The organism is Pigmentiphaga sp. YJ18, from assembly GCF_038066655.1.
In the GTDB taxonomy this organism is placed as follows: domain Bacteria; phylum Pseudomonadota; class Gammaproteobacteria; order Burkholderiales; family Burkholderiaceae_B; genus Pigmentiphaga.
Genome location: NZ_JBBUKU010000001.1, coordinates 1,341,275 through 1,362,335 on the forward strand (window position 1 = coordinate 1,341,275; position 21,061 = coordinate 1,362,335).

General features: G+C 69.2%; 20 protein-coding genes and 1 tRNA gene. 16 read left to right on the top strand and 5 right to left on the bottom strand.

From position 1 onward, the window contains the following. Nucleotides 1-160 precede the first annotated feature (160 nt). Nucleotides 161-991, top strand: coding sequence for an IclR family transcriptional regulator (locus tag WKR98_RS06575; RefSeq protein WP_341432411.1), 831 nt, complete (start codon nucleotides 161-163; stop codon nucleotides 989-991). On the opposite strand, the gene WKR98_RS06580 is transcribed toward WKR98_RS06575, so the two are convergent. From WKR98_RS06580 to leuC, 3 genes are read right to left on the bottom strand one after another with little or no spacing between them, the layout of a single operon-like run. Next, nucleotides 975-1,967: a tripartite tricarboxylate transporter substrate binding protein gene (locus tag WKR98_RS06580; protein ID WP_341432412.1), complete on the bottom strand. Its 993-nt coding sequence runs from the start codon at nucleotides 1,965-1,967 to the stop codon at nucleotides 975-977. The two genes, WKR98_RS06575 and WKR98_RS06580, sit on opposite strands and share 17 nt — an antisense overlap. Beyond that, entirely contained in the window at nucleotides 1,964-2,605 is a 642-nt protein-coding gene (gene leuD, locus WKR98_RS06585; RefSeq protein WP_124687384.1) for a 3-isopropylmalate dehydratase small subunit, read from the bottom strand. The genes WKR98_RS06580 and leuD overlap by 4 nt, the downstream gene beginning before the upstream one ends. Further along, nucleotides 2,602-4,008: a 3-isopropylmalate dehydratase large subunit gene (gene leuC, locus WKR98_RS06590; protein ID WP_341432413.1), complete on the bottom strand. Its 1,407-nt coding sequence runs from the start codon at nucleotides 4,006-4,008 to the stop codon at nucleotides 2,602-2,604. Before leuC ends, leuD begins: the two co-directional genes overlap by 4 nt. Nucleotides 4,009-4,126: 118 nt before the next feature. Between leuC and WKR98_RS06595 the strand changes: the two genes are divergently transcribed. Further along, nucleotides 4,127-4,882, top strand: coding sequence for a GntR family transcriptional regulator (locus tag WKR98_RS06595; RefSeq protein WP_341432414.1), 756 nt, complete (start codon nucleotides 4,127-4,129; stop codon nucleotides 4,880-4,882). A 10-nt stretch (nucleotides 4,883-4,892) separates the two neighbouring features. On the opposite strand, the gene mutY is transcribed toward WKR98_RS06595, so the two are convergent. Both mutY and mutM read right to left on the bottom strand, forming a co-directional pair. Beyond that, the gene (gene mutY / locus WKR98_RS06600; RefSeq protein ID WP_341432415.1) at nucleotides 4,893-5,963 is read right to left on the bottom strand and encodes an A/G-specific adenine glycosylase; all 1,071 of its coding nucleotides are present in this window, start codon (nucleotides 5,961-5,963) and stop codon (nucleotides 4,893-4,895) included. Between the two features lie 26 nt (nucleotides 5,964-5,989). Further along, nucleotides 5,990-6,811, bottom strand: coding sequence for a bifunctional DNA-formamidopyrimidine glycosylase/DNA-(apurinic or apyrimidinic site) lyase (gene mutM / locus WKR98_RS06605; RefSeq protein WP_341432416.1), 822 nt, complete (start codon nucleotides 6,809-6,811; stop codon nucleotides 5,990-5,992). A gap of 167 nt (nucleotides 6,812-6,978) precedes the next feature. On the opposite strand from mutM, the gene WKR98_RS06610 reads away from it, so the two are divergent. From WKR98_RS06610 to WKR98_RS06675, 14 genes are all read left to right on the top strand, one after another. Further along, complete coding sequence (locus WKR98_RS06610; RefSeq protein WP_341432417.1) at nucleotides 6,979-8,769, top strand: tetratricopeptide repeat protein; 1,791 nt, start codon at nucleotides 6,979-6,981, stop codon at nucleotides 8,767-8,769. Next, nucleotides 8,766-9,356 carry an outer membrane lipoprotein LolB gene (locus WKR98_RS06615; RefSeq protein ID WP_238160264.1) on the top strand — a complete coding sequence of 197 codons (591 nt, stop codon included), beginning with the start codon at nucleotides 8,766-8,768 and terminating at the stop codon, nucleotides 9,354-9,356. The genes WKR98_RS06610 and WKR98_RS06615 overlap by 4 nt, the downstream gene beginning before the upstream one ends. 12 nt (nucleotides 9,357-9,368) lie before the next feature. Continuing rightward, a complete protein-coding gene (gene ispE, locus WKR98_RS06620) occupies nucleotides 9,369-10,265 on the top strand; it encodes a 4-(cytidine 5'-diphospho)-2-C-methyl-D-erythritol kinase (protein ID WP_341432418.1) in 897 nt (298 codons plus the stop codon). Between the two features lie 89 nt (nucleotides 10,266-10,354). Then, nucleotides 10,355-10,431, top strand: a tRNA-Gln gene (locus WKR98_RS06625). A gap of 118 nt (nucleotides 10,432-10,549) precedes the next feature. Continuing rightward, nucleotides 10,550-11,500 carry a ribose-phosphate pyrophosphokinase gene (locus WKR98_RS06630; RefSeq protein ID WP_192901786.1) on the top strand — a complete coding sequence of 317 codons (951 nt, stop codon included), beginning with the start codon at nucleotides 10,550-10,552 and terminating at the stop codon, nucleotides 11,498-11,500. A gap of 141 nt (nucleotides 11,501-11,641) precedes the next feature. Then, nucleotides 11,642-12,229 carry a 50S ribosomal protein L25/general stress protein Ctc gene (locus tag WKR98_RS06635; protein WP_341432419.1) on the top strand — a complete coding sequence of 196 codons (588 nt, stop codon included), beginning with the start codon at nucleotides 11,642-11,644 and terminating at the stop codon, nucleotides 12,227-12,229. Between the two features lie 262 nt (nucleotides 12,230-12,491). Next, nucleotides 12,492-13,085, top strand: coding sequence for an aminoacyl-tRNA hydrolase (pth, locus tag WKR98_RS06640; protein WP_279817219.1), 594 nt, complete (start codon nucleotides 12,492-12,494; stop codon nucleotides 13,083-13,085). Beyond that, nucleotides 13,078-13,878 (top strand): CPBP family glutamic-type intramembrane protease, encoded by an 801-nt coding sequence (locus WKR98_RS06645; RefSeq protein ID WP_341432420.1) that lies wholly within the window; start codon nucleotides 13,078-13,080, stop codon nucleotides 13,876-13,878. The genes pth and WKR98_RS06645 overlap by 8 nt, the downstream gene beginning before the upstream one ends. A 43-nt stretch (nucleotides 13,879-13,921) precedes the next feature. Next, the gene (locus WKR98_RS06650; protein ID WP_124687395.1) at nucleotides 13,922-14,719 is read left to right on the top strand and encodes an SDR family NAD(P)-dependent oxidoreductase; all 798 of its coding nucleotides are present in this window, start codon (nucleotides 13,922-13,924) and stop codon (nucleotides 14,717-14,719) included. A 212-nt stretch (nucleotides 14,720-14,931) separates the two neighbouring features. Then, nucleotides 14,932-16,473 carry an ABC transporter substrate-binding protein gene (locus WKR98_RS06655; protein ID WP_341432421.1) on the top strand — a complete coding sequence of 514 codons (1,542 nt, stop codon included), beginning with the start codon at nucleotides 14,932-14,934 and terminating at the stop codon, nucleotides 16,471-16,473. Nucleotides 16,474-16,518: 45 nt separating this feature from the next. After that, nucleotides 16,519-17,793, top strand: coding sequence for a Rieske 2Fe-2S domain-containing protein (locus WKR98_RS06660; protein ID WP_341432422.1), 1,275 nt, complete (start codon nucleotides 16,519-16,521; stop codon nucleotides 17,791-17,793). 18 nt (nucleotides 17,794-17,811) lie between these two features. After that, nucleotides 17,812-18,807 carry a fumarylacetoacetate hydrolase family protein gene (locus tag WKR98_RS06665; RefSeq protein WP_341432423.1) on the top strand — a complete coding sequence of 332 codons (996 nt, stop codon included), beginning with the start codon at nucleotides 17,812-17,814 and terminating at the stop codon, nucleotides 18,805-18,807. A 41-nt stretch (nucleotides 18,808-18,848) separates the two neighbouring features. Further along, nucleotides 18,849-19,241: a RidA family protein gene (locus WKR98_RS06670; RefSeq protein WP_124687399.1), complete on the top strand. Its 393-nt coding sequence runs from the start codon at nucleotides 18,849-18,851 to the stop codon at nucleotides 19,239-19,241. 17 nt (nucleotides 19,242-19,258) lie between these two features. Further along, nucleotides 19,259-21,052: a gamma-glutamyltransferase family protein gene (locus WKR98_RS06675; RefSeq protein ID WP_124687400.1), complete on the top strand. Its 1,794-nt coding sequence runs from the start codon at nucleotides 19,259-19,261 to the stop codon at nucleotides 21,050-21,052. Nucleotides 21,053-21,061 lie beyond the last annotated feature (9 nt).

Consider the following 21,061-nt stretch of genomic DNA (forward strand, 5'->3'; position numbering starts at 1 on the left):
CGTTGTCTCCTTCGGTCTTGTATGCCCCGCAAGGCCGGGGCGTTTTTTCTCAGATTATTCCGTAATTCAGGATTCGTCAAACATCCCATTATTTAGGATTGATGATGTGCTCCCGACATGGCCGGTATAATCCGCGCCACCGTCCCGCTCCACGCGCCCCGTGAACGCATCCGATAACGCCCGTCCGGCTTCCACGCTCGCCCGCGCTTTCGAAGTGCTGGAGCTGCTGTCCGTCGAGCATCCGCTGCTGCGGGTCGAGGACGTCATGTCGCGGCTGGGCCATACCCGCTCCACGGCCTATCGCTACGTGAAGGAACTATGCGATGCGGGCGTGCTGGCGCCGTCCTCGGGCGGCATGTACGCGCTGGGGCCCCGCATCGTCGAACTCGAACGCATGCTGGTGCTGACCGACCCGCTGTACCTGGCGGGCCGCAAGGTGCTGCCGGCCGTGCGCGAACCCGGCAGCGTGCTGCTGCTGCACAACCTGTACCGCGACAAGGTGCTGTGCATCTACAAGGAAGGCCCCGATTCGCTGGAATACCGCGGCGAGTCCATTGCCGTGCGGCGTTCGCGCGGCATGCCGTTCCCGCTGTTCCGCGGCGCGGCTTCGCTGGCGATGCTGGCATTCTTCACCCCCCATCGCATCCGGCAGACCTACCTGCGCAGCGCCGACGAGATCGCGCACGCGGGCCTAGGACGCAGCTGGGAAGCGTTCCGCGGCGCCCTGGCCGCGATCCGCCGCAGTGGCTACGCCACCAGCCGCAGCCAGATCACGCCCAACCTGGCCGGCGTGGCGGTGCCCATCTTCCTGCCGGGAGAAAAGAAGGTGATAGGCAGCCTGGCTCGGGCCTTTCCCGCCGAGCTGCTGACGCCGGAGATGGAGCGGGCGTGCCTGGGCCGCCTGTCCGAGGCGGCTGCGCTGATCGCCCGGGAGTTCGTCCAGGCGGGGCGCGGCGCCTGGGAGCCGCCCGGCCCTAGTCCATCAGCTTGATCCCGGCGCTCTTGGCCACGCTGCGGGTACTGTCGATTTCCTTGCGGATGAAGGCGTCGAACTGCGCCGGCGTGGACGCCACCACGTCGTTGCCCCAGGCGTTCAACTGCCGCACGATGTCGGGCCGCTTGATGGTCGCTATCAGGTCTGCGGACAGCTTCTGCGCGACGTCGGGAGGCAGGCCGGCCGGCGCCACGAAACCGAAGATGCTTTCGTACTCGTAGCCCGGCACGCTTTCCCCTATGGTCGGGAAATCCGGGTGCGTGGGACTGCGCTGGCCGTTGGCGATGGCCAGCAGTTTCAGCCTGCCCGACTGGATGTGGGGCAGCGCCGATTCCAGGATGACGAAGCCCAGCTTGAGCCGCCCCGGCAGCAGGTCGTTGTAGGCCGGCGCGCTGCCGTTATAGGGTACGTGCGGCATGTCGAGGCCGGCCTTCACCTTCAGCAGTTCACCGGCGACGTGGGTGGCCGTGCCTATGCCCAGCGACGCGTATGCCAGGCGTCCGGGTTCGGCGCGTACGAGCTTGATCAGTCCCGCCACGTCGTCGGCGGGCAGGGAAGGGTGGGCCACGAGCGCGATCACCGCCGAGCCGACCTGGGTGAGCGGCGTGAAGTCCTTCAGCGTGTCGTAGGGCAGCGTGCTGCGCAGCGCGGGGTTGATGGTGTGCGAACTGATGACCAGTCCGAACGTATAGCCGTCGGGAGCGGCCCGCGCGACGGCCTGGGTGCCGATGATGGCGCCCGCGCCGGCGCGGTTTTCCACCACGACGCTTTGGCCCCAGCGTTCGCCCAGCTTCAGCGCGATCAGCCGCGCCATGCCGTCGGTGGCGCCGCCCGGCGGCATGGGCACGATCATCCTGACGGGCTTTTGGGGATAGGTGGCCTGCGCGCGCAGCGCGGGCGACAGCGCCAGGGCGGCCGTCGCGGCCAGCCACTGGCGGCGCCGGATGTCCGGCGAACAGGACGGGGTCGTCATGTCGATTCCTTGGGCGTGAAGGGAAGGTGATGTATCCATGGCCGGCGCAACGCGTCGTGCCGCTGGAAGTCGTCGATGAGGTTCTTGCGCTTCAAGGTCTGCGCGATCGGATCGAGTCCTTCGAGCAAGGCCTCGCGGCGCAGGGCCTGGATGTCGAAACCGATGCGCGCGCCGTCGGCGCCGGCCACGAAGCATTGCCGCAGGTCCACGGTCATGGGGACGCCGGGGTGGTTGCGCGCCTGCGCCGCCAGCGACTCCACGTCGGCGCGCGGCAGGCGTACGGGAAGCAGGCCGTTCTGGAAGCAGTTGCCGTAGAAGATGTCGCCGAAGCTGGGCGCGATGACGCAGCGCACGCCCAGCGCCAGCAGGGCCCAGACCGCGCCTTCGCGCGAGCTGCCGCAGCCGAAATTGGCGCCGGCCAGCAGGATGCGCGCATGCCGGGTGGCTGGCTGGTTGAAGACGAAATCGGGGTCTTCCGTGCCGTCCGGGCGATAGCGCAGGGACTCGAAGCAATAGGGGCCCAGTTCGTCGCGCGCGACGCCGTTGAACAGGGGCTCGACCCGGATGATCAGGTCGGTGTCGATGTTGTCGCGCAGCAGCGGTGCGGCCACGGATTCCAGGCGGTCGAAGGGCGTCATGCCAGGCTTGCCTCGAAGTCGCGGACGTCGCAGATCGCGCCGGCGACGGCCGCCGCCGCGGCCATGGCCGGGCTGGTCAGGTGGGTCCGCGCGCCGGGGCCCTGGCGGCCCACGAAGTTGCGGTTCGATGTCGAGACGACCCGCTGGCCGCGCGCGGCCAGGTCGCCGTTGGCGGCCAGGCACATGGAACAGCCGGGGTCGCGCCACTGGAAGCCGGCCGCCAGGAAGATCCCGTCCAGGCCTTCGGCCTCGGCGGCCTGCTTGACGCGTTCGGATCCGGGCACGACCCAGGCCTCGACGTGCGCGGCCACCTTGCGGCCCCGGACGACGGCGGCGGCGCTGCGCAGGTCCGACAGGCGGGCGTTGGTGCAGGAGCCGATGAAGACCCGGTCGATGGGCGTGCCGGCGATGCGCTGGCCCGGGTTCAGTCCCATGTAGTCGAGCGCGGCCTGCGCGGATAGCCGGCGCTGCGCGTCGTCGATGCCGGCGGGATCGGGCACGATGCCGTCTATGGCCACCACCTGTTCGGGGCTGGTGCCCCAGGTGACCTGAGGCGCGATGCCGGCCATGTCGATCAGGACCTCGCGGTCGAAGCGCGCGTCGGCATCGGAACGCAGCGTGCGCCAGTAGGCGACCGCGGCGTCCCAGTCCTGCCCGGCGGGAGCGAAGGGCCGGCCGTGCAGATAAGCGCAGGTTTTTTCGTCGGGGGCGACCATGCCTATCTTCGCGCCCAGTTCGACCGAGAGATTGCACAGCGTCAACCGGGCTTCCACGTCCAGCGCGGACACGGCCTCGCCCGCGTATTCGATGGCGTGGCCGGTGCCGCCGGCCGTACCGACCACCCCGGCGGCGTGCAGGATCATGTCCTTGGCCGAGACGCCCGGGGCAGCCTGGCCGACGAAGCGTATTCGCATGTTCTTCGGCTTGGCCTGGACCAGGGTCTGGGTGACGGCGATGTGCACGAATTCGCTGGCGCCGATGCCGAAACCCAGCGCGCCCAGTCCGCCATGGGTGCAGGTATGGCTGTCGGCGCACACCACCAGGGCGCCGGGCAGCGTCAGGCCCTGTTCGGGCCCCATGACGTGGACGATGCCCTGGGAACCGCTGTCCACGTCGAAGACCCGGATGCCCCGCGCCCGCGCTTCGCGGCGCAGGTCGCCCAGCAGCCGCACGCCCTGGGGCGTCGGACTGGCGCGTCCCGGCAGGGTGGACACCGAATGGTCGGGAGAGGCGAAAGCCAGTTCCGGATTCCGCATTTCCAGGCCGCGCCTGCGCATGTCGACCAGGGCCTTGCTGCCCGCGTCCGTGATCAGGTGGCGATCCACGTGCAGCAGCGCGAAGCCGTCACCCAGGTCGGTGATCACATGATCGTCCCAGATCTTGTCGAAGAGCGTACGCGGCATCGGCACTTTCTTTCCCTATCCCATCGGCAGTGAAATCGTATAATCATTATGACAACATAACAAATTTTGTGCAAAGCGGGACCCATGCGGCCGGCGTGCCACAATGGCGCTCCACGGCATGACCCGTGGCCCCGCGCATCCCATGCAGAAACTCAGCCGAAGCCTAGGAACCCCGCTCCATCACCAGATATCCACCGTCATCAAGGACGGCATCGCCAACGGCCGCTACCGGCCCGGCGAGCGGCTGCCGACCGAGGATGCCTTGTGCCGGCTCTTTTCCGTCTCGCGCATCACGGTGCGGCGGGCGATGCAGGGCCTGGAGGAGCAGGGGCTGATCGAGCGGCGCCAGGGGGACGGTACCTTCGTGGCCGAATCGGCGGCGGTGGTGTCCTTGCAGACGCCGCTGTCGGGCTTCATGGCCCAGGTCGCGGGAAGCCGCGCGCTCAGCACGCCGCGGCTGCTGTCCTTCGAGGAGGTGGAGGCGCCGCTCCACGTGCAGACCGGATTGATGCTGCAGCCGGGCGAACGTGTGATGAAGCTCGTGCGCCTGCGCACGCGCGGCACCCTGCCCATCCTGCACAGCACGGCCTGGCTGCCGGTGGATGTTGCCGCGGGCTTCCAGCCCGAGGATTTCTCGCGGCACGCGCTGAGCGAATTGATGGCGCGGGCCGGCTTTCCCTATTTCACGATCGAGGCCGCCGCGGGCGCGGCGCTGGCCGATCCGGTCCTGGCCCGCGATCTGCAGGTGCCCATTGGGTCGGCGCTGGTGGACGTGCGGCGCGTGGCGTTCGACCAGCAGGGCCGGGCGATCGAGTACCAGCACGTTCTCGGTCCGTCCGACCGCTATCAGATGCGCGTGACGATGCGCAGCTGAATCCTGGTCCTCAGGCCTGGAACAGGTCGTCGCGGCCGAACAGCCCGCTCAGCAGTTTCTTGACCGGCGCGGGGAGCGCCGCGTCGGCCAGTTCGCCGGAAGGCAGCCAGACCTGCTGATGATCCCCTTCGCGCAGGGCCAGCGAGCCCGCCTGCACGTGCCAGGGCTCCACGTGCAGCTTGAAATGGGTGAAGGTGTGCGAGAACACCGGCAGCCGTATGGTCTCGGCCGGCGCCACGCCCAGGATGCGGCAGGCTTGCGCCGGGTCGCCGTCGGCGAATTCGGGCAGGCTCCACAGGCCGCCCCAGATGCCCGGCGAAGGCCGGCGCTGCAACAGGATCTCGCCCGCCTTCTCGATCACCAGCATGCCGGTATGCCGCTCGGGCACGGCCTTGCGCTCGCGCGGCGTGGGCAGCTCGTGCTGCCTGGCCTCGCGCAGCGCGATACAGGATTCGCGCACGGGGCAGCGCCCGCAGCCGGGGTCGCCGCGCGTGCACAGCGTGGCGCCCAGGTCCATCAGGCCCTGCGTGTAGCGCCGCATTTCGTCGGCCGCCTCGGGCCCGTCGGGCGGCACCTCGGCATGCGCGATGGCCCACATGCGTTGTTCCACCGCGCGCTTGGTGGGATCGCCCTCGATGCCGAAATGGCGCGCGAAGACGCGCTTGACGTTGCCGTCCAGGATGGGGCTGCGCTCACCATAGGCGAACGCGGCGATGGCCGCCGCCGTCGAACGGCCGATGCCGGGCAGCGTCTCGATATCCGCCGCGGTGGGGGGGAACCGTCCGCCCCAGTCCGACACCACCTGCCGCGCACAGGCATGCAGATTCCGCGCCCGCGTGTAATAGCCCAGCCCGGCCCACAAGGCCATGACTTCGCCTTCGTCGGCGGCGGCCAGGTCGGCCACCGTCGGAAACTTCGCCAGGAAGCGTTCGTAGTACGGAATCACCGTCGCCACCTGGGTCTGCTGCAGCATGATCTCCGACAGCCAGATGCGATACGGATCCTGCGTGTTCTGCCAGGGCAGCGTATGCCGCCCGTTCTGGCGCTGCCACTGCGCCACGCGCCGGGAAAAAGCAATCATGTCGTATGTTCCATAGGGGGAGCCCGCTACCGCTGGCATTTCGGGCAGTAATAGGTCGCGCGTTGGCCCTGCACCAGCCTGCGGATCGGTGTCGCGCACACCCGGCAGGGCTGGCCCGCCCGGTCGTAGACCCGCGCGTCGATCTGGAAATAGCCCGATTCGCCCCCCGCGCCCACGTAGTCGCGCAGCGAGCTGCCGCCGGCGCGGATGGCGTCGTCCAGCGTCGCGCGCACCGCCGCCGCCAGCTTGTCGTAGCGGGCCGCCGAGATGCGCCCGGCCGCGGTGCGCGGATGGATGCCGGCGCGGAACAGGCTTTCCGACGCGTAGATGTTGCCGACCCCGACCACGATGTCGCCCATCAGCAGGGCCTGCTTGATGGGCGCGCTGCGGCGGCGGGTGTGGCGGAACAGCCAGCCGCCGTCGAAGCGGTCATCGAAGGGCTCGATGCCCAGGCTGGCCAGCAGGGGATGGCTTTCCACCGGCCCGGCCGCCGCGTCGTGCCACAGCACCGCGCCGAAGCGCCGGGGGTCGTGCAGGCGCAGGACCGCCTGGTCGAACACCCAGTCCACGTGATCGTGCTTGCGCGGGGCCTCGTCCGGATGCACGTGGCGCAACGAGCCGGACATGCCCAGGTGGACGATCAGCCAGCCATGCTCGAATTGCATCAAAAGGTATTTGCCGCGCCGGCCCGTGGCCAGGACGCGGCGCCCCTCGACCAGAGCGGCCAGATCGGCGGGAACGGGCCACCGCAGCCGAGGCTCGCGCACGATCAGGCGGCGCAGTTCGCGCCCTTCCACCGTGGGCGCGATGCCCCGGCGGGTGGTTTCTACTTCGGGAAGTTCGGGCATGGCGTTTGCTGCTTGCGCGCGATGAACTGTTGGCGCGGCCGGCAGTCCGATGAGTAAAGCCTGGGATCGGCATATCCGCGCCCGCCGCCGCCGGCCGTTGGGTGGTAAGCGCAGTGCTAACATCAACGAATATGGACGGCGTCGGCGATACGCCAAGGAATTGTGCCATGTTGTTTAACGCTCATCGTTTGAAGCTGGCGGCCGCCTGGGTCGGGCTGGCCACGGCCGTGTCGGCCGTGTCCGCCCAGGGCGCGCCCCCGGCGTCCGACGAGTTGCTGGTTCCGGGCCTCAGCCTGTCCCCCATGGGGCGCGCGATCGGGCCCAGGGCACTCCCCAACGTCGATCTGTCGGCCGAGATCCTGTTCCAGGTGCTGGCCTCGGAAGTGGCTGCCCAGCGCGGCGCCTTCGGGCCCGCCACCAGCACGACGCTCGACCTGGCCGAGAAAACGCGCGATCCGCGCCTGGCGCGCCGCGCGGTCGAGTTCGCGCTGGCCGGCGGCGACCTGGTGCGCGCGCTCGACGCCGCCCAGGCCTGGGCCGAACTGGACCCGTCCGACGTCGAGGCAAGGCAGACGGCCCTGTCGCTGGCCGCCGCGGCCGGGCGGGTCGAGGGCATGGGCTCGGCGCTGCGGGCCCGCATCGCGGCCGCTCCCGACAAGTCCGTTGCCATCGTCGATGCCCGCCGGGTCGTCGCCCGCCTGGACGACAAGCGCAAGGCGCTGTCCATCCTGGAAGAGGCCCTGGCCGACGTACGCAACCTGCCGGAAGCGCATCTGGCCCTGTCGCGCGTCGCCGCGGCGGCCGGCGACAAGCCGCGCGCGCTGCAAGAGGCCCGCGCGGCGCTCGATGCCCAGCCCGATTCGGAAGCGGCCGCCATGCTGGCCTTGCAGATGGGCGTGGAAACCGAGCCCGACCAGTCGGTGGCGCGTGCGCGCGCGTTCATCGCCACGCATGCCGAATCGCGCAACCTGCGCGTGTTGCTGGCGCGCGCGCTGGCCTCGCTGAAGGACTACGACGGCGCGCGCGACGAGTTGCAGGCCCTGGCGCGTGCCAACCCCGAGGATTTCGAGATCCTCTACATGCAAGGCGTGCTGGCCTACCAGTCGCAGCGCCCCTCGGACGCCGACGGCTACCTCAAGCAGTACCTGGAAGTGCACGAGCAGCGCACGGCCAAGGGCGCCGCGCCGCTGTCCGAGGCGGACAACGCGCTGTTTCTGCGCGTGCAGATCGCCGAGGACCAGCAGCGCTACGACGACGCCTTCGACCTGCTGTCCAAGGTCGACGACCCCGATGCCGTGCTGCCGGCGCGTCTGCGCCAGGCGGTCCTGCGCGGCAAGCAGGGCCGCGTGGACGACGCCCGCCGCATCCTGGGCCTGATCGACCCCCGCGATGTGCGCGAGGGCAGCCAGGTGGCGCTGACCGAGGCGCAGATCCTGCGCAATGCCGGCGATCGCGACGAGGCGGTCAAGGTGCTCGAGGCGGCCAACCAGCGCTATCCCGACGCCCCCGACCTCATGTATGACCTGGCCATGCTGTACGAGCAGCAGAACCGGATCGACGACATGGAAAGCCGGCTGCGCCGGATCATCGCGATCAAGCCCGATCATGCCCATGCGTACAACGCGCTGGGCTATTCGCTGGCCGACCGCAACGTCAGGCTGCCCGAGGCCAAACGGCTGATCGAACGGGCCATGAACCTGGCTCCCGACGATCCCTTCATCGTCGACAGCATGGGGTGGGTCCACTACCGCATGGGCGACAACGCGAAGGCGCTGTCCTACCTGGAGCGCGCCTACGAGATCCGGCCCGACGCCGAGATCGCCGTGCATCTGGGCGAGGTCCTGTGGGCCTCGGGCCAGCAGGATCGCGCGCGCCAGCTGTGGCGCGAGGTCCAGTCCAAGGATCCGTCCAACGCCGCGTTGCGGGGCACCCTGGCCCGCCTCGACGTGACACTGTGATCGGCCGCCTGCCAAGCCTGGCCCGCGCGGCCGCCGCCGGGGTGCTGGTCGCGATGCTGGCGGCCTGTGCCGTGCCGGTTCCCATTCCCGCGCCCCAGGGCGCGGACGAGAGCCGGTCGTTGTCGCGGGTGGGCCGGTTCGCGCTGCGGATCGAGGAAGTGGGGGGCAAGCAGAACGCGGTGCAGGGCAGCTTCGCATGGCGCGACGACGGCCGCCGCCTCGCGCTCGACCTCGTGTCGCCGCTGGGCGCCACCCTGGCGCGGGTCGAGGCCGTGCCGGGCGAGGCGCTGCTGCGCGAATCCAGCGGCAAGGAAACCCGCGCCGCCGATCCCGACGAGCTGGTGGCGGTCGTGCTCGGCAGCGACATCCCGGTATCCGGCCTGCGCGACTGGCTGCGCGGCCGCGTCGCGGCCCAGCCGCCCGCCGAGGTGGTCGAGCGCGACGAACAGGGTCGTCCACTGGTGTTCGACCAGGCGGGCTGGCGCGTGACCGCCCGGCAGTACGATGCGCTGGGCCCCACGCGGCTGCAGATGGCGCGCAACGAAGGCGGGCAGGACGTGGACCTGCGCCTGGTCATCAATCCCTAGGCAGGGGCCGCCATGACCACCGAATTGCGCGACGTCCCCGCGCCCGCGAAGATCAACCTGTTCCTGCATGTGGTCGGGCGCCGTCCCGACGGCTATCACTTGTTGCAGACGGCCTTCCGTTTCATCGACCTCCAGGACACGCTGCATTTCCGCGCCCGTTCCGACGGCCGCATCGTCCGCGTCTACGATCTGCCCGGCGTGCCCGAGGGCGCCGACCTGGTCGTGCGCGCGGCGCGCGCCCTGCAGCATGCCACCGGCTGCGGGCAGGGCGCCGAGATCGGCCTGGAGAAGCGCATACCCGCTGGCGGCGGCCTGGGCGGCGGATCGAGCGACGCGGCCACGGTGCTGCTGGCGCTGAACCGCCTGTGGGGCACCGGCCTGTCGCGGCGCGAGCTGATGCGGCTCGCGCTGCCGCTGGGCGCGGACGTGCCCGTGTTCGTGTTCGGCCGCAACGCCTTTGCCGAGGGCGTGGGCGAGGAACTGACCGCGATCGACCTGCCGCCGCGCTGGTACGTCGTGGTCCAGCCGGACGCCAGCGTGCCGACCGCCGACGTATTCCGTGCACCCGAATTGACAAGAGATACGCCACGCGTCAAAATAGCGGACTTTCCTCGGGGAACATTTGAATGTCCCTACGGAAACGATCTGGAAGCCGTCGTTTTTGCCCGCTTTTCGGAAGTGGGGCGGATTTCGGCGGTGCTGGCCCAGGCACTTGATGGTGCCAAGGTCAGGATGTCCGGATCGGGCGCGTGCCTATTTGTCGAATGCGACACGCAGGCGCGGGCCGATGGCGCGGTGGATAAAATCGCCGCTACAATGCAGGGCCAGCCCAGCGGGCTGCCGGCGTTGAGAGTGAACCTGGCATGTGCCGGACTCGATGCGCATCCGCTACTGGACTGGGCCGCGTAAGCGGCCACCGAATCGAGGGCGATCCGCCGCAGCCGGGCGCCAGCGCAGCAAGTTTCGATGCTCACGCAGTTCCTGCGGGGGTAACGAGTTGGGGAGTCGCCAAGTTGGTTAAGGCACCGGATTTTGATTCCGGCATGCGAGGGTTCGAGTCCTTCCTCCCCAGCCAAAGTCTTTGACCTAAAAGCTGTTGATGCCTGTCAGCGTTTCGCAGGATCAACAGCTTTGTTGTTTTGTCGATCGGCCTCGGTTACAGGTCACCGGGCCACAGCCACGGGCAATGCGTCATGGCGCAAGAAAGCTTCATGATTTTCACGGGGACTGCCAACCCCAAGCTGGCGGCGGACGTCGCGAGTCACCTCGGCATACCACTGGGCAAGATGAGCGTCGGTCGGTTCTCCGACGGCGAAGTCATGGTGGAAATCAACGAGAACGTCCGCGGTAAAGACGTCTTCGTCCTCCAGCCCACCTGTGCACCGACCAACGACAACCTGATGGAAATCATGGTCATGGTCGATGCGCTGCGCCGGGCTTCCGCCGGACGCATCACCGCCGCGATGCCGTATTTCGGCTACGCCCGGCAGGATCGCCGCCCCCGTTCGGCGCGCGTGGCGATCTCGGCCAAGGTCGTGGCGAACATGCTGCAGGTCGTGGGCGTGGACCGCATCCTGACGATGGACCTGCACGCGGACCAGATCCAGGGGTTCTTCGACATCCCGGTGGACAACATCTACGCCGCGCCCATCCTGCTCAGCGACATCTGGAAGCGCAACCTGTCCAACCTGATGGTGGTCTCGCCCGACGTGGGCGGCGTGGTGCGTGCCCGGGCGCTGGCCAAGCGCCTCGAGGTCGACCTGGCCATCATCGACAAGCGCCGTCCGCGCGCCAACGTGTCCGAGGTGATGAACATCATCGGCGATGTCGAAGGCCGCACCTGCATCATCATGGACGACATGGTCGATACCGCCGGCACGCTGTGCAAGGCGGCCCAGGTCCTCAAGCAGCGCGGCGCGGTGGCCGTCTACGCCTATTGCACGCACGCCGTGCTGTCGGGCGGCGCGGTGGGCCGCATCGCCGAATCCGACCTGGACGAGCTGGTCGTCACCGACACTATCCCCGCCAGCGACGAGGTCCGGGATTGCAGCCGCATCCGCCAGTTGTCGTGCGCGGCCCTGATCGGTGAAACCATGCTGCGCATTTCGCGGGCCGACTCGGTCAGCTCGCTGTTCGTCGAATAAGTTCTGCTCCCGCCGCCCTGCATCGCGCAGGGCGGCGGGGCGAGCCGGAAGCGCTGGTCGCGGCGCTGCCGGACGGAATGCGATGGTCGCGTTCCGTGCACCGCGAGCGGGCATATCGTCCGCCGCATTTTGGAGAAAACCATGCAATTCAACGCCACTTCGCGTAGCGTCCAGGGTTCGAGTGCGAGCCGCCGCCTGCGCCGCGCCGGCCGCGTTCCCGCCATCGTCTATGGCGGCGACGCAGCGCCCCTGTCGATCGAACTCGATCACAACGAGATCTACCATGCCCTGCGCAAGGAAGAGTTCCACTCGTCGATCCTGAACATGCAGTTCGAAGGCAAGGGCACGCAAGTCCTGCTGCGCGCCGTCCAATGGCACCCCTACAAGCAGCAAGTGCTGCACGTGGACTTCCAGCGCGTCGCCGCTGGCCAGGCCCTGCACACCAAGGTGCCGCTGCACTTCGTCAACGCCGAGTCGTCGCCCGCCGTCAAGCTCAGCGGCGCGATCATCAACCACGTGTTGACCGAAATCGAAGTGACCTGCCTGCCGAACGATCTGCCCCAGTTCATCGAAGTGGACCTGGGCAACATCATCGCCGGCGCGTCCATCCACCTGGCCGACGTCAAGGCGCCCAAGGGCGTGACGTTCCCGGCTGGCAGCGATACGGTCATCGCGACCGCCATCGCCAAGCCCGGTGGCGCTGCCGCCGAGGAACCTGCTGCTGAATAGGGTCCCCCCTACGCGCTTGCGCGCGCCCCGAATGGTGGGCCCCCAGCCGCTACGCGGCAGCCCCCCAAGGGGGCCGGGACCCGCCTTGGGGCGGCCCGGCGCCGGGTCCCGGGGGCGGCGGGTGGACCGGCGGAGCCGGATCCACTGTGCCCATGGTGTGAAAAGCCTCAACTTACGGTTGGGGTTTTTTTTCGCCCCGGGAATGCGGGGACGGCGATCGGGCTAAGATAACGGGCCTTCCCGTATCCCGCCTTGCATCTTCATGTCCGAACCCATACGCCTCATCGCCGGGCTGGGCAATCCCGGCCCCGATTACGAACGCACCCGCCACAACGCGGGATTCTGGCTGCTGGACCAGATCGCCGATGACCTGCGCGTATCGTTCACGAACGAGAAACCCTTCTTCGGCCACGTGGCCAAGGCCCGCTTCGAAGGGGCGGCCATCCTGCTGGTCAAGCCCATGACCTACATGAACCGTTCCGGGCAGGCGGTGGGCGCGCTGGCGCGTTTCTACAAGCTGGCTCCCGAGCAGATCCTGGTGGCGCACGATGAACTCGATCTGCTGCCGGGACAGGCCAAGCTCAAGCAGGGCGGCAGCCATGCGGGGCACAACGGCTTGAAGGACATCCAGGCGGCGCTGGGATCGCAGGCATTCTGGCGGCTGCGGCTGGGCATCGGGCATCCGCGTTCGCTGGGGCTGGCGCAGCAGGTGGTGGACTTCGTGCTGCATCCGCCGCGCAAGGAAGAACAGGCCCGCATAGACGAGACACTGGACCGTTCGCGCGCGATCATTCCCGCCGTGCTCAAGGGCGAGTTCGAGCAGGCCATACAGCAGTTGCACAGCGGCAATGCCTGAAGCCCGGCTGCCTTGCGCGGCTGCTGCCGCACCGGTGCGGGGCAGGCCGGCCTTTCGCGAGGAGTTCGCGGATTTCCTCGCCTTCGTCAGGCGTCCGCGGCTGGGGCCGCGCATGCCGCGCGGATGGCGTGGCGCCCAGTCGCACCACGGATCCCAGGAATGGCTGGGCGGTTTGAACGGTCCGCACCTGCTCCGGTGGGTGCTGGTGTTGTGGGGCATCAACCTGCTGGTATTGGGCCCCCTGGCGGCATCGGTCGCGACGGCCTCGGGGGCCGAGCGCAGGCTGGACGCGCTGTACCTGTCGTGGTTCCACGTCGTCCTGTGGGCGCCGGTGATCGAGGAAATGGTTTTCCGCTACGGGCTGCGGCGGCCCGCGCCGGCGCTGTGGCTGCTGCCCGTGCTGGTCTCCGCCATGCTGATGCGGCCCAGCCTGGCCGCGGGCGCCAGCGTGGCGCTGGCCTGCGGCGCGATCGCCGCCGTGCTGGCCTGGCGAGGCCATCGCTGGCCGTGGAAATGGCTGCGCCGCTATGCCCGGGCCTTTCCGTTGGTCTTCCATCTGGCCACGCTGGCCTTCGCCTTCCTGCACCTGGCCAACTTCCGGCTGGGCGAAGGCGGCTGGCTGCTGCTGCCGCTGCTGGTCCTGCCGCAGTGGGCCTGCGGCCTCGTCCTGGGCTGGATGCGCGTGCGCTTCGGCATAGGCGCATCGATCGCGCTGCACGCCTGCTTCAACGCCGGACCCATGGCCTTGCTGTGGGCCCTGCAGAACTATGCGCCCGGTCTGCTGGATGGATAATGATCCTTCCCGCAACCCGCGCGATTCCGCAACAGGACACGACATGAAGCAAGCTCCCACGCTGTCGTTCGACGGCTCAGTCGTCTTGATCACCGGTGCCAGCAAGGGCATAGGCCTGGCCTGCGCGCGTGCCTTCGCGCAGGCGGGGGCGGTGGTGGCGGGGGTGTCGCGCAGCCAGGAGAACCTGGACGCCGCGCGGCGGACCTTGCAGGCCGAGGGCCTGGACATGCGGGTCCAGGCCGCCGACCTGTCGGATCCGGCCGCGGCGCAGGCGGCGGTGGACTGGGCCGAGCGCGAGTGCGGTCCCATTGCGGTGCTGGTGAACTCGGCGGGCGCGGCGCGCCGGTACGCGCCCGAACAACTGGGACACGAGGCGTTTCGGCAGACCATGGACGCCAAGTACTTCAGCTACATGCACGTCCAGGATCCTGCCGCCCGGCTGATGGCGAGCCGGGGGCGGGGCAGCATCGTCAACATCGTCGGGCAGGGCGGCAAGTCGCCCGGCATTTTCCACATCGGCGGCGGGGCCGCCAACGCGGCGCTCATGCTCGCCACGGTGGGGTATGCCCAAGCCTATGCCGGCCGCGGCGTGCGCGTGAACGCGATCAATCCCGGCATGACCCAGACCAATCGCGTCGAGGAAGGGCTGGCCGTGGCGGCGCAGTCCAGCGGCCGGCCGCGCGACGAGGTGCTGGCCGAACAGGTCGCGGGCATTCCCATGGGCCGGCTCGCGCAGCCCGAGGAAATCGCCAACGTCGCGCTGTTCCTGGCTTCCGACCTGGCCAGCTACGTCACCGGCGCCGTCATTCCGATGGACGGCTGCGCGGCACCCTTCATTTGATCCGGGCCGCGAAGGCGCGGCCCCTGGTCCTTTTCCTTCCTCTGCCTGCAACGATTCCTAGGACCATCCCTAGGTACGGGTGAATCCTGTTGCCATTCCTCGACGGCTTGCTTAAATTAACGCTTGCACATGCAAGCATTAACTAATGCAAAGATTGCTAATGCAATAAATAAAGGCCGGAGCAAGGACCGGCCGTCGAGGAGACAGTGTCCATGATTGCTTTTTCGCAAGCCCGTCGCCGCCTGGCGCATTCTGCCTTGTGGGCCGGCATCGTGCTGGTCGCGCAGGGGGCCGTCGGCGGGCCGCTGCTGGCGGCGCCGGCCGCCTTGCAGGTCCGCATGGCCTCGGGCGTGGGCATGAGCACCTTCGATCCGGTGCGGGCGACGCCGCAGACGGTCGACTACTTGAGGCCGGTCTACGACACCCTGGTCACGCGCCTGGGCATCGATCGCTTCGAGCCCTGTCTGGCCACGGCCTGGGAGTTTTCCGACGGCAACCGCAAGCTGGCGCTGACGCTGCGCGACGGCGTGCGCTTTTCGGATGGCGCGCGCTTCGACGCCGAGGCAGTCAAGGCCAACCTGGAGCGGGGCCGCCGCATCGAGGGCAGTCCGTGGGCGGCGGTCTATCGGAACATCGAGCGCGTCACGGTGGCGGGTCCGGGCCGGATCGAGCTGCAACTGGTCGAACCCAACCCCGCGCTGCTCGAATCGCTGGCGAACATGCCCGGCATGATGGTCAGCCCGAAGGCGCTCCAGGACGAGACCGCCCTGGCCCGCCAGCCGGTCGGCACCGGCGGATGGCTGTTGGATGCGCAGCGCAGCGTGCATGGCACGCAATATGTGTTCGCGCGCAACAAGGATTATTGGAACCCGGCGGCGCAGCGCGTCGACACGGTGTTCATCCAGCAGATGACCGAGTCGGCTGCGCGCGTGAACGCGCTGCGCAGCGGCCAGCTCGACGTGGCGACGGTGCCGCAGGACCAGGCCGCGGCGCTGGAGAAACTGGGCTTTCGCATCGCCGCCGCGAACCGGGTGCACTATCTGATGGCCGTCTGGGATGCGGGTGGCAGCGTGGTCAAACCGCTGGCCGACGTGCGAGTCCGGCGGGCCATGAGCCTGGCCATCGATCGCCAGGCCGTGCTCAAGGTCATCTTCGGCGGCCGGGGGACGGCATCCCTGAATTTCTTTCCCGAAGGCACGGCGGGCCATGATTCCGCGCTGGACCGGACACCCTCGTACGATCCGGCGAAGGCCCGGCAGCTCCTGCGCGAAGCGGGCGTGGACGGCTTCGCGGTGGACGCGGTGGTGCAGACCAACAATGCGCGCTTCGCCGCGGCCGTGGCGGGCGAACTGGCCAAGGTCGGCATCAAGGTGAACCTGAAGACCATGCCCGACACGGGCTCGTTCCAGGCCGCGGTCCAGCATCGCCAGTCGCCGCTGGGCATCTTCGCACACCAGACGGCGATGCCTGAAACGCTCTACGCCTCGCTGCTGTCTCCCAGCGGCCGATACAACCCCTTCGGCCTGAAGTACGCCGAGCTGGAAAGCCTGGCGAAGGACGCCGCGCGCCAGCCGACTTCCGAGGCCGGCCGCCTGTACGGTGCGTTGTTCGGCCGGATGATCGCCAACGAGGCCGTCGTCTTCCCGGTCGTCCATGCGGACATCGTCGCCGCCGTGCGCCGGGGCATCGATACGGGCCCGCAGACCTTCGCGTCGGCGGGGCTGCCGGACCCCCGGAACATCGTCGTCAAGTAGGACGACGCATCGCTTCATCGCCTATACACAAGGAAGCTCAGCATCATGACGTCGCGCATCACCCGCACCCGCAACAACACCGCGGAGGAAAGCCTCATCCTGAACCAGACCGGCAAGGGCACGCCCATGGGCGAACTGCTGCGCCGCTACTGGTGGCCGGTCGGCATTTCCGCCGACCTGAACGACAAGCCCACGCTGGTCAAGCTGCTGGGCGAAGAACTCGTGCTCTATCGCGACCAGCAGGGCCGCCTGGGGCTGGTCGGGTCGCGCTGTCCGCATCGCCGCGCCAATCTCTGTTTCGGCAACGTCACGCACGATGGCATCCGGTGCCGCTATCACGGCTGGCTGATGGATGCCGAAGGCCGGGTCAAGGCCACGCCGGGCGAGCCGGACAAGTCCTTCAAGGACTCGGTGCGGCATCCCGCCTATCCGGTCCAGGAACTGGGCGGCATCGTCTTCGCCTACCTCGGCCCTCAACCCGCGCCGGCCCTGCCGCCGTTCAATTTCCTGGTCGATCCGGGCGAGCGCATCGTGAAGGTCACCGGCTATGCCGAATGCAACTGGATGCCGACCATCGAGAACGCGATGGATCCGCTGCACCTGAGCTTCACCCACGCGCCGTCGTTCAAGGACCTGCGCGCCGAGCCCGAGGTCTGGTTCGAAGAGCACGACCTGGGCGTGGCCTATGTGTCGGCGCGGCCGGTGCCGGGCAAGGACGGCCGTTTCGGCATACGGGTCCACAACCTGCTGCTGCCCGCCATCAGCCACAGCGGCAACACGGACCGCTGGATCTCCGGCGCCGCGGGCAGCGACGATCCGCCCATCACCGCGCGCTGGGCCGTGCCGGTGGACGATACCCATACCCTGATGTTCCGCATCATGTACAAGCCCGACGGCCATGTGGGCGAATGGCGCGAGTGCGCCGAGGACGAGCGTTGGGACCTGGCGTGGGTGGCCACGCGCGCCGAACCGTACCAGGAGTACCGCGAGGCGCCTTCGCAGGAGGCGGTCAGGCTCGGACATACGGTGCCGCCGGGCGCATCGCGCGAGGATGCGACCATCGTCGAAAGCATAGGCGCCGTCATCGACCACGAGAACGAGAACCTGCTGCCCACCGCCGACCACGGGCTGGCGATGATCCGCCAGCTTTACCTGGACGCCGCGACGAGCGTGCAGGAGGGCGGGGATCCTCCGGGCACCTTCCGAGACCTGGCCCCGGATACGGTCGTCAAGCCGCGCACGGGCGAGCGCATGGTCGATGCGCAAGAATACGCACGGCTGCTGGAGCAGAAGTCCGTGGCCGCCAGCCTGGTTTCCTGAGGCCTCGCGATGCGGCTGGTGAGCTTTCTCGCGCCCGACGGCCCGGTCCGGCTGGGGGTGCTGCTGAGCGCGGAGCCCGATGCACCGGTGCTGGACCTGGCCCGCGCGCGGGCCAGGTCCAGCACCGGGCAGGACCCGGGCGGCGATGCCGCCGCTGTGGGGGACATGGCGGCCTTTCTCGCGCACGGCCTGCCTGCCCTGGAGGGCGCGCGCGCCGCGCTGGACCGCGTGCGCGAGGGCTGGAGGAAACCCGCTGAACGGCAGTCGCTGCTGGCTGGCGGCATCGTGCTGCCGCGCGAGACGGTGCGCTTCCTGCCGGTCGTGCGGCGTCCGGGCAAGGTCGTGTGCGTGGGCCTGAACTTTGCCTCGCACATCGCCGAGGCCCGGGCGGCGGGCCAGCCGGTGCCCGAGGCGCCGGCCGAGCCGCTGGGCTTCGGCAAGGTGGCCAGCGCCCTGGCGGGACACGGCGCCTCCATCGTGCTGCCCCGGCATGGAAGGCAACTCGACTACGAGGTCGAGCTGGCGTTCGTGATCGGCCGGCGCTGCGCCGATGTGGCGCCCGAGGCCTTCGCGGAACACGTGGCGGGGCTGACCATCGCCGTGGACTACAGCCTGAGGGACCTGCTGTTCCGCTCGGGCGGCAATCCTTTCCTGGCCAAGAACTTCGACGGCTTCTGCCCCCTGGGGCCCGCGCTGGTGACCCTGGACGAACTGGGCGATCCCGACGATCGCGAACTGCGCCTGTGGGTCAACGGCGAACTGCGGCAGCGGGAGTCGATGCGCGCGGCGCTGTTCAGCTGCGCGCGGATTCTGTCGTACTGGTCGGCTCGCTACACGTTCGAGCCGGGCGATGTGATCACCGCGGGCACGCCGGCGGGCGTCGGCATCTTCAGTCGCGATCCGGCGTCCTGGCTGCTCAAGCCCGGCGACGTTGTGCGGGCCGAAATAGACGGACTCGGCATGCTCGAGACCACCATCGTGGCGGACGGGCGCGCGTCCGGCGCGGTTTCCTGAACGCTTCATCCGCGCAAGCTACCCATACAGAGAACAACGACATGCAAAAAGAAAGACTGAACATCGACTCCATCCCCACGCTGGGCCTGGCGCTGTCCGTCGGCGTCAAGGCCGGCCGCCTGGTCTTCTGCAGCGGCATGGCGCCGCTGGACGCCGAAGGCAACCTGGTGGGCGTGGGCGACATCGCGCGCCAGACCGAACAGACCCTGGACAACCTGGAGAAGGTCCTGGCCGCCGGCGGCGCGGGTTTCGAGGATGTGGTCAAGACCACGGTGTTCGTCACCGACGCGCGCCACTTCCAGACGGTCAACGACATCTACGCGCGCCGCTTCGGCAAGGCGCCGCCGGCGCGCTCGACCGTGCAGGTGGGCATGATGCATCCCGATCTGATGATCGAGATCGAGGCCATCGCGGTGGTCGAGGACGCGGCCTGACGCGACGGGTGCCCATCATGACGATTGCTTTCCGTCCCGACGACAGGCCGCGCATCCCGAGCGCCGACGAGCGCCGCCCACCGGCCATCGTCGCGCGCCACACCCGGCCCGCGGTGCGCGGCCTGCGCTGCGCCATCAGCAGCACCCACGACCTGGCGACCCTGGCCGGGCAGCGCGTCGCCGCGCGGGGCGGGAATGCCATCGACGCGGGCGTGGCCGCCGGCATCGCGCTGGCGGTGCTGGAGCCGCACATGTGCAATTTCGGCGGCGTGGCGCCCATCATGGTCATGCGGCCGGGCATGGCCGCGCCGGAGACCATAGACGGCGTGGGCGCCTGGCCTGCCGGGCTGGCGCTGGAGGACTACCGGCAATGGTTCGGCGGCGACATGCCGATCGGACTGGAGCGTTCGGTGGTGCCGGGCGCCCCGGCCTCGTGGCTGACCGCGCTGGCCCGCCACGGCCGCCTGACACTGGCCGAGGTGCTGGAGCCGGCCATGGAGCTGTGCGTGGATGGCTTCGCCGTGTACCCGGGCCTGGCGTCGTTCGTCAACCATTTCGCCGACCGGCTGCGAGGATGGCCGGCGTCGGCGGCGCAGTGGCTGCCGCAGGGCGGTCCGCTGCGCGTGGGCCAGCGCATGGTCCAGCCGGACCTGGGCCGGCTGCTGGATACGCTGGCCGGCGCCGAGCGCGCCGCGGCGGCAGCGGGAGCGTCGCGGGAAGACGCGATCCAGGCTGCTGTCGACGTCTTCTACCAAGGCGAGGTGGCCGAGCGCATGTCGGCCTTCGTCGCCGAGCAGGGCTGGCACCTGACGCGCGAGGATCTGGCGGGCTGGCGGCCGACCATCGAGACCGCGCCGTCGGTCAACTATCGGGGCGCCGACGTGCATTTCTGCGGGCCCTGGACCCAGGGGCCGATGATAGGGCTGGCCCTGAACATCCTGGAGGGCTATGACCTGGCGGCGATGGGCGGCGGGACGGCGGATTTCCATCACTTGTTCTGCGAGGCCATCAAGCTGGCCGCCGCCGACCGCGAAGGTTTCTTCGGCGACCCCCGGCACGTGGACGTGCCCATGCGGGGGCTGCTGGACAAGGCCTACGCCGACGAGCGGCGGCGGCTGATCCGGCTGGACCGGGCCCATCCCGGGCTGCCGCCGCCCGGGGCGCCATGGCGCCACGAGGGCCGCGCCGGCCGTGAAGGATACGTGCCTGCGCCCGCCGGCGGCGTCGCGCCGCCCGACACCTCCTATGTTTGTGCGATGGACGCCCAAGGCAATGCGTTCTCGGCCACGCCCTCGGACCATGCCATGGGCTCGCCGCTGGTGCCGGGCCTGGGCATCGTGGTGTCGCATCGCGGCGCCCAATTGTGGCTGGACCCGGCGCATCCGTCGGCGATGGCGCCCGGCAAGCGTCCGCGCCTGACGCCCAACCCCGCGATGCTGGTGCGCGGCGGCAGGGCGGAAATGGCCTTCGGCAGTCCCGGCGAGGACGCGCAGACCCAGGCCATGGTGCAGATGCTCTGCCAGCACCTGGATTTCGGACTGGACTTGCAATCGGCGATCGAGGCGCCTCGGGTGGCGAGCCAGGGCTTTCCCAGTTCCTTCCACCCGCACGTGTTCCGTCCGGGCGCGATGCTGGCCGAGGAAACGCTGGGAGCCGCCGCGCTGGAGGAGTTGTCCCGGCGCGGCCATCGCGTGCAGGCCATTCCCCGCTTCAGCTATGGCGTGGGCGCGCTGTGCGCGGTGCAGTCCGGCGCCGAGGGGCTGTTGGGCGCCGCCGATCCGCGCCGCGACTGTCTGGCACTGGCGTGGTGAGCGTGGGCG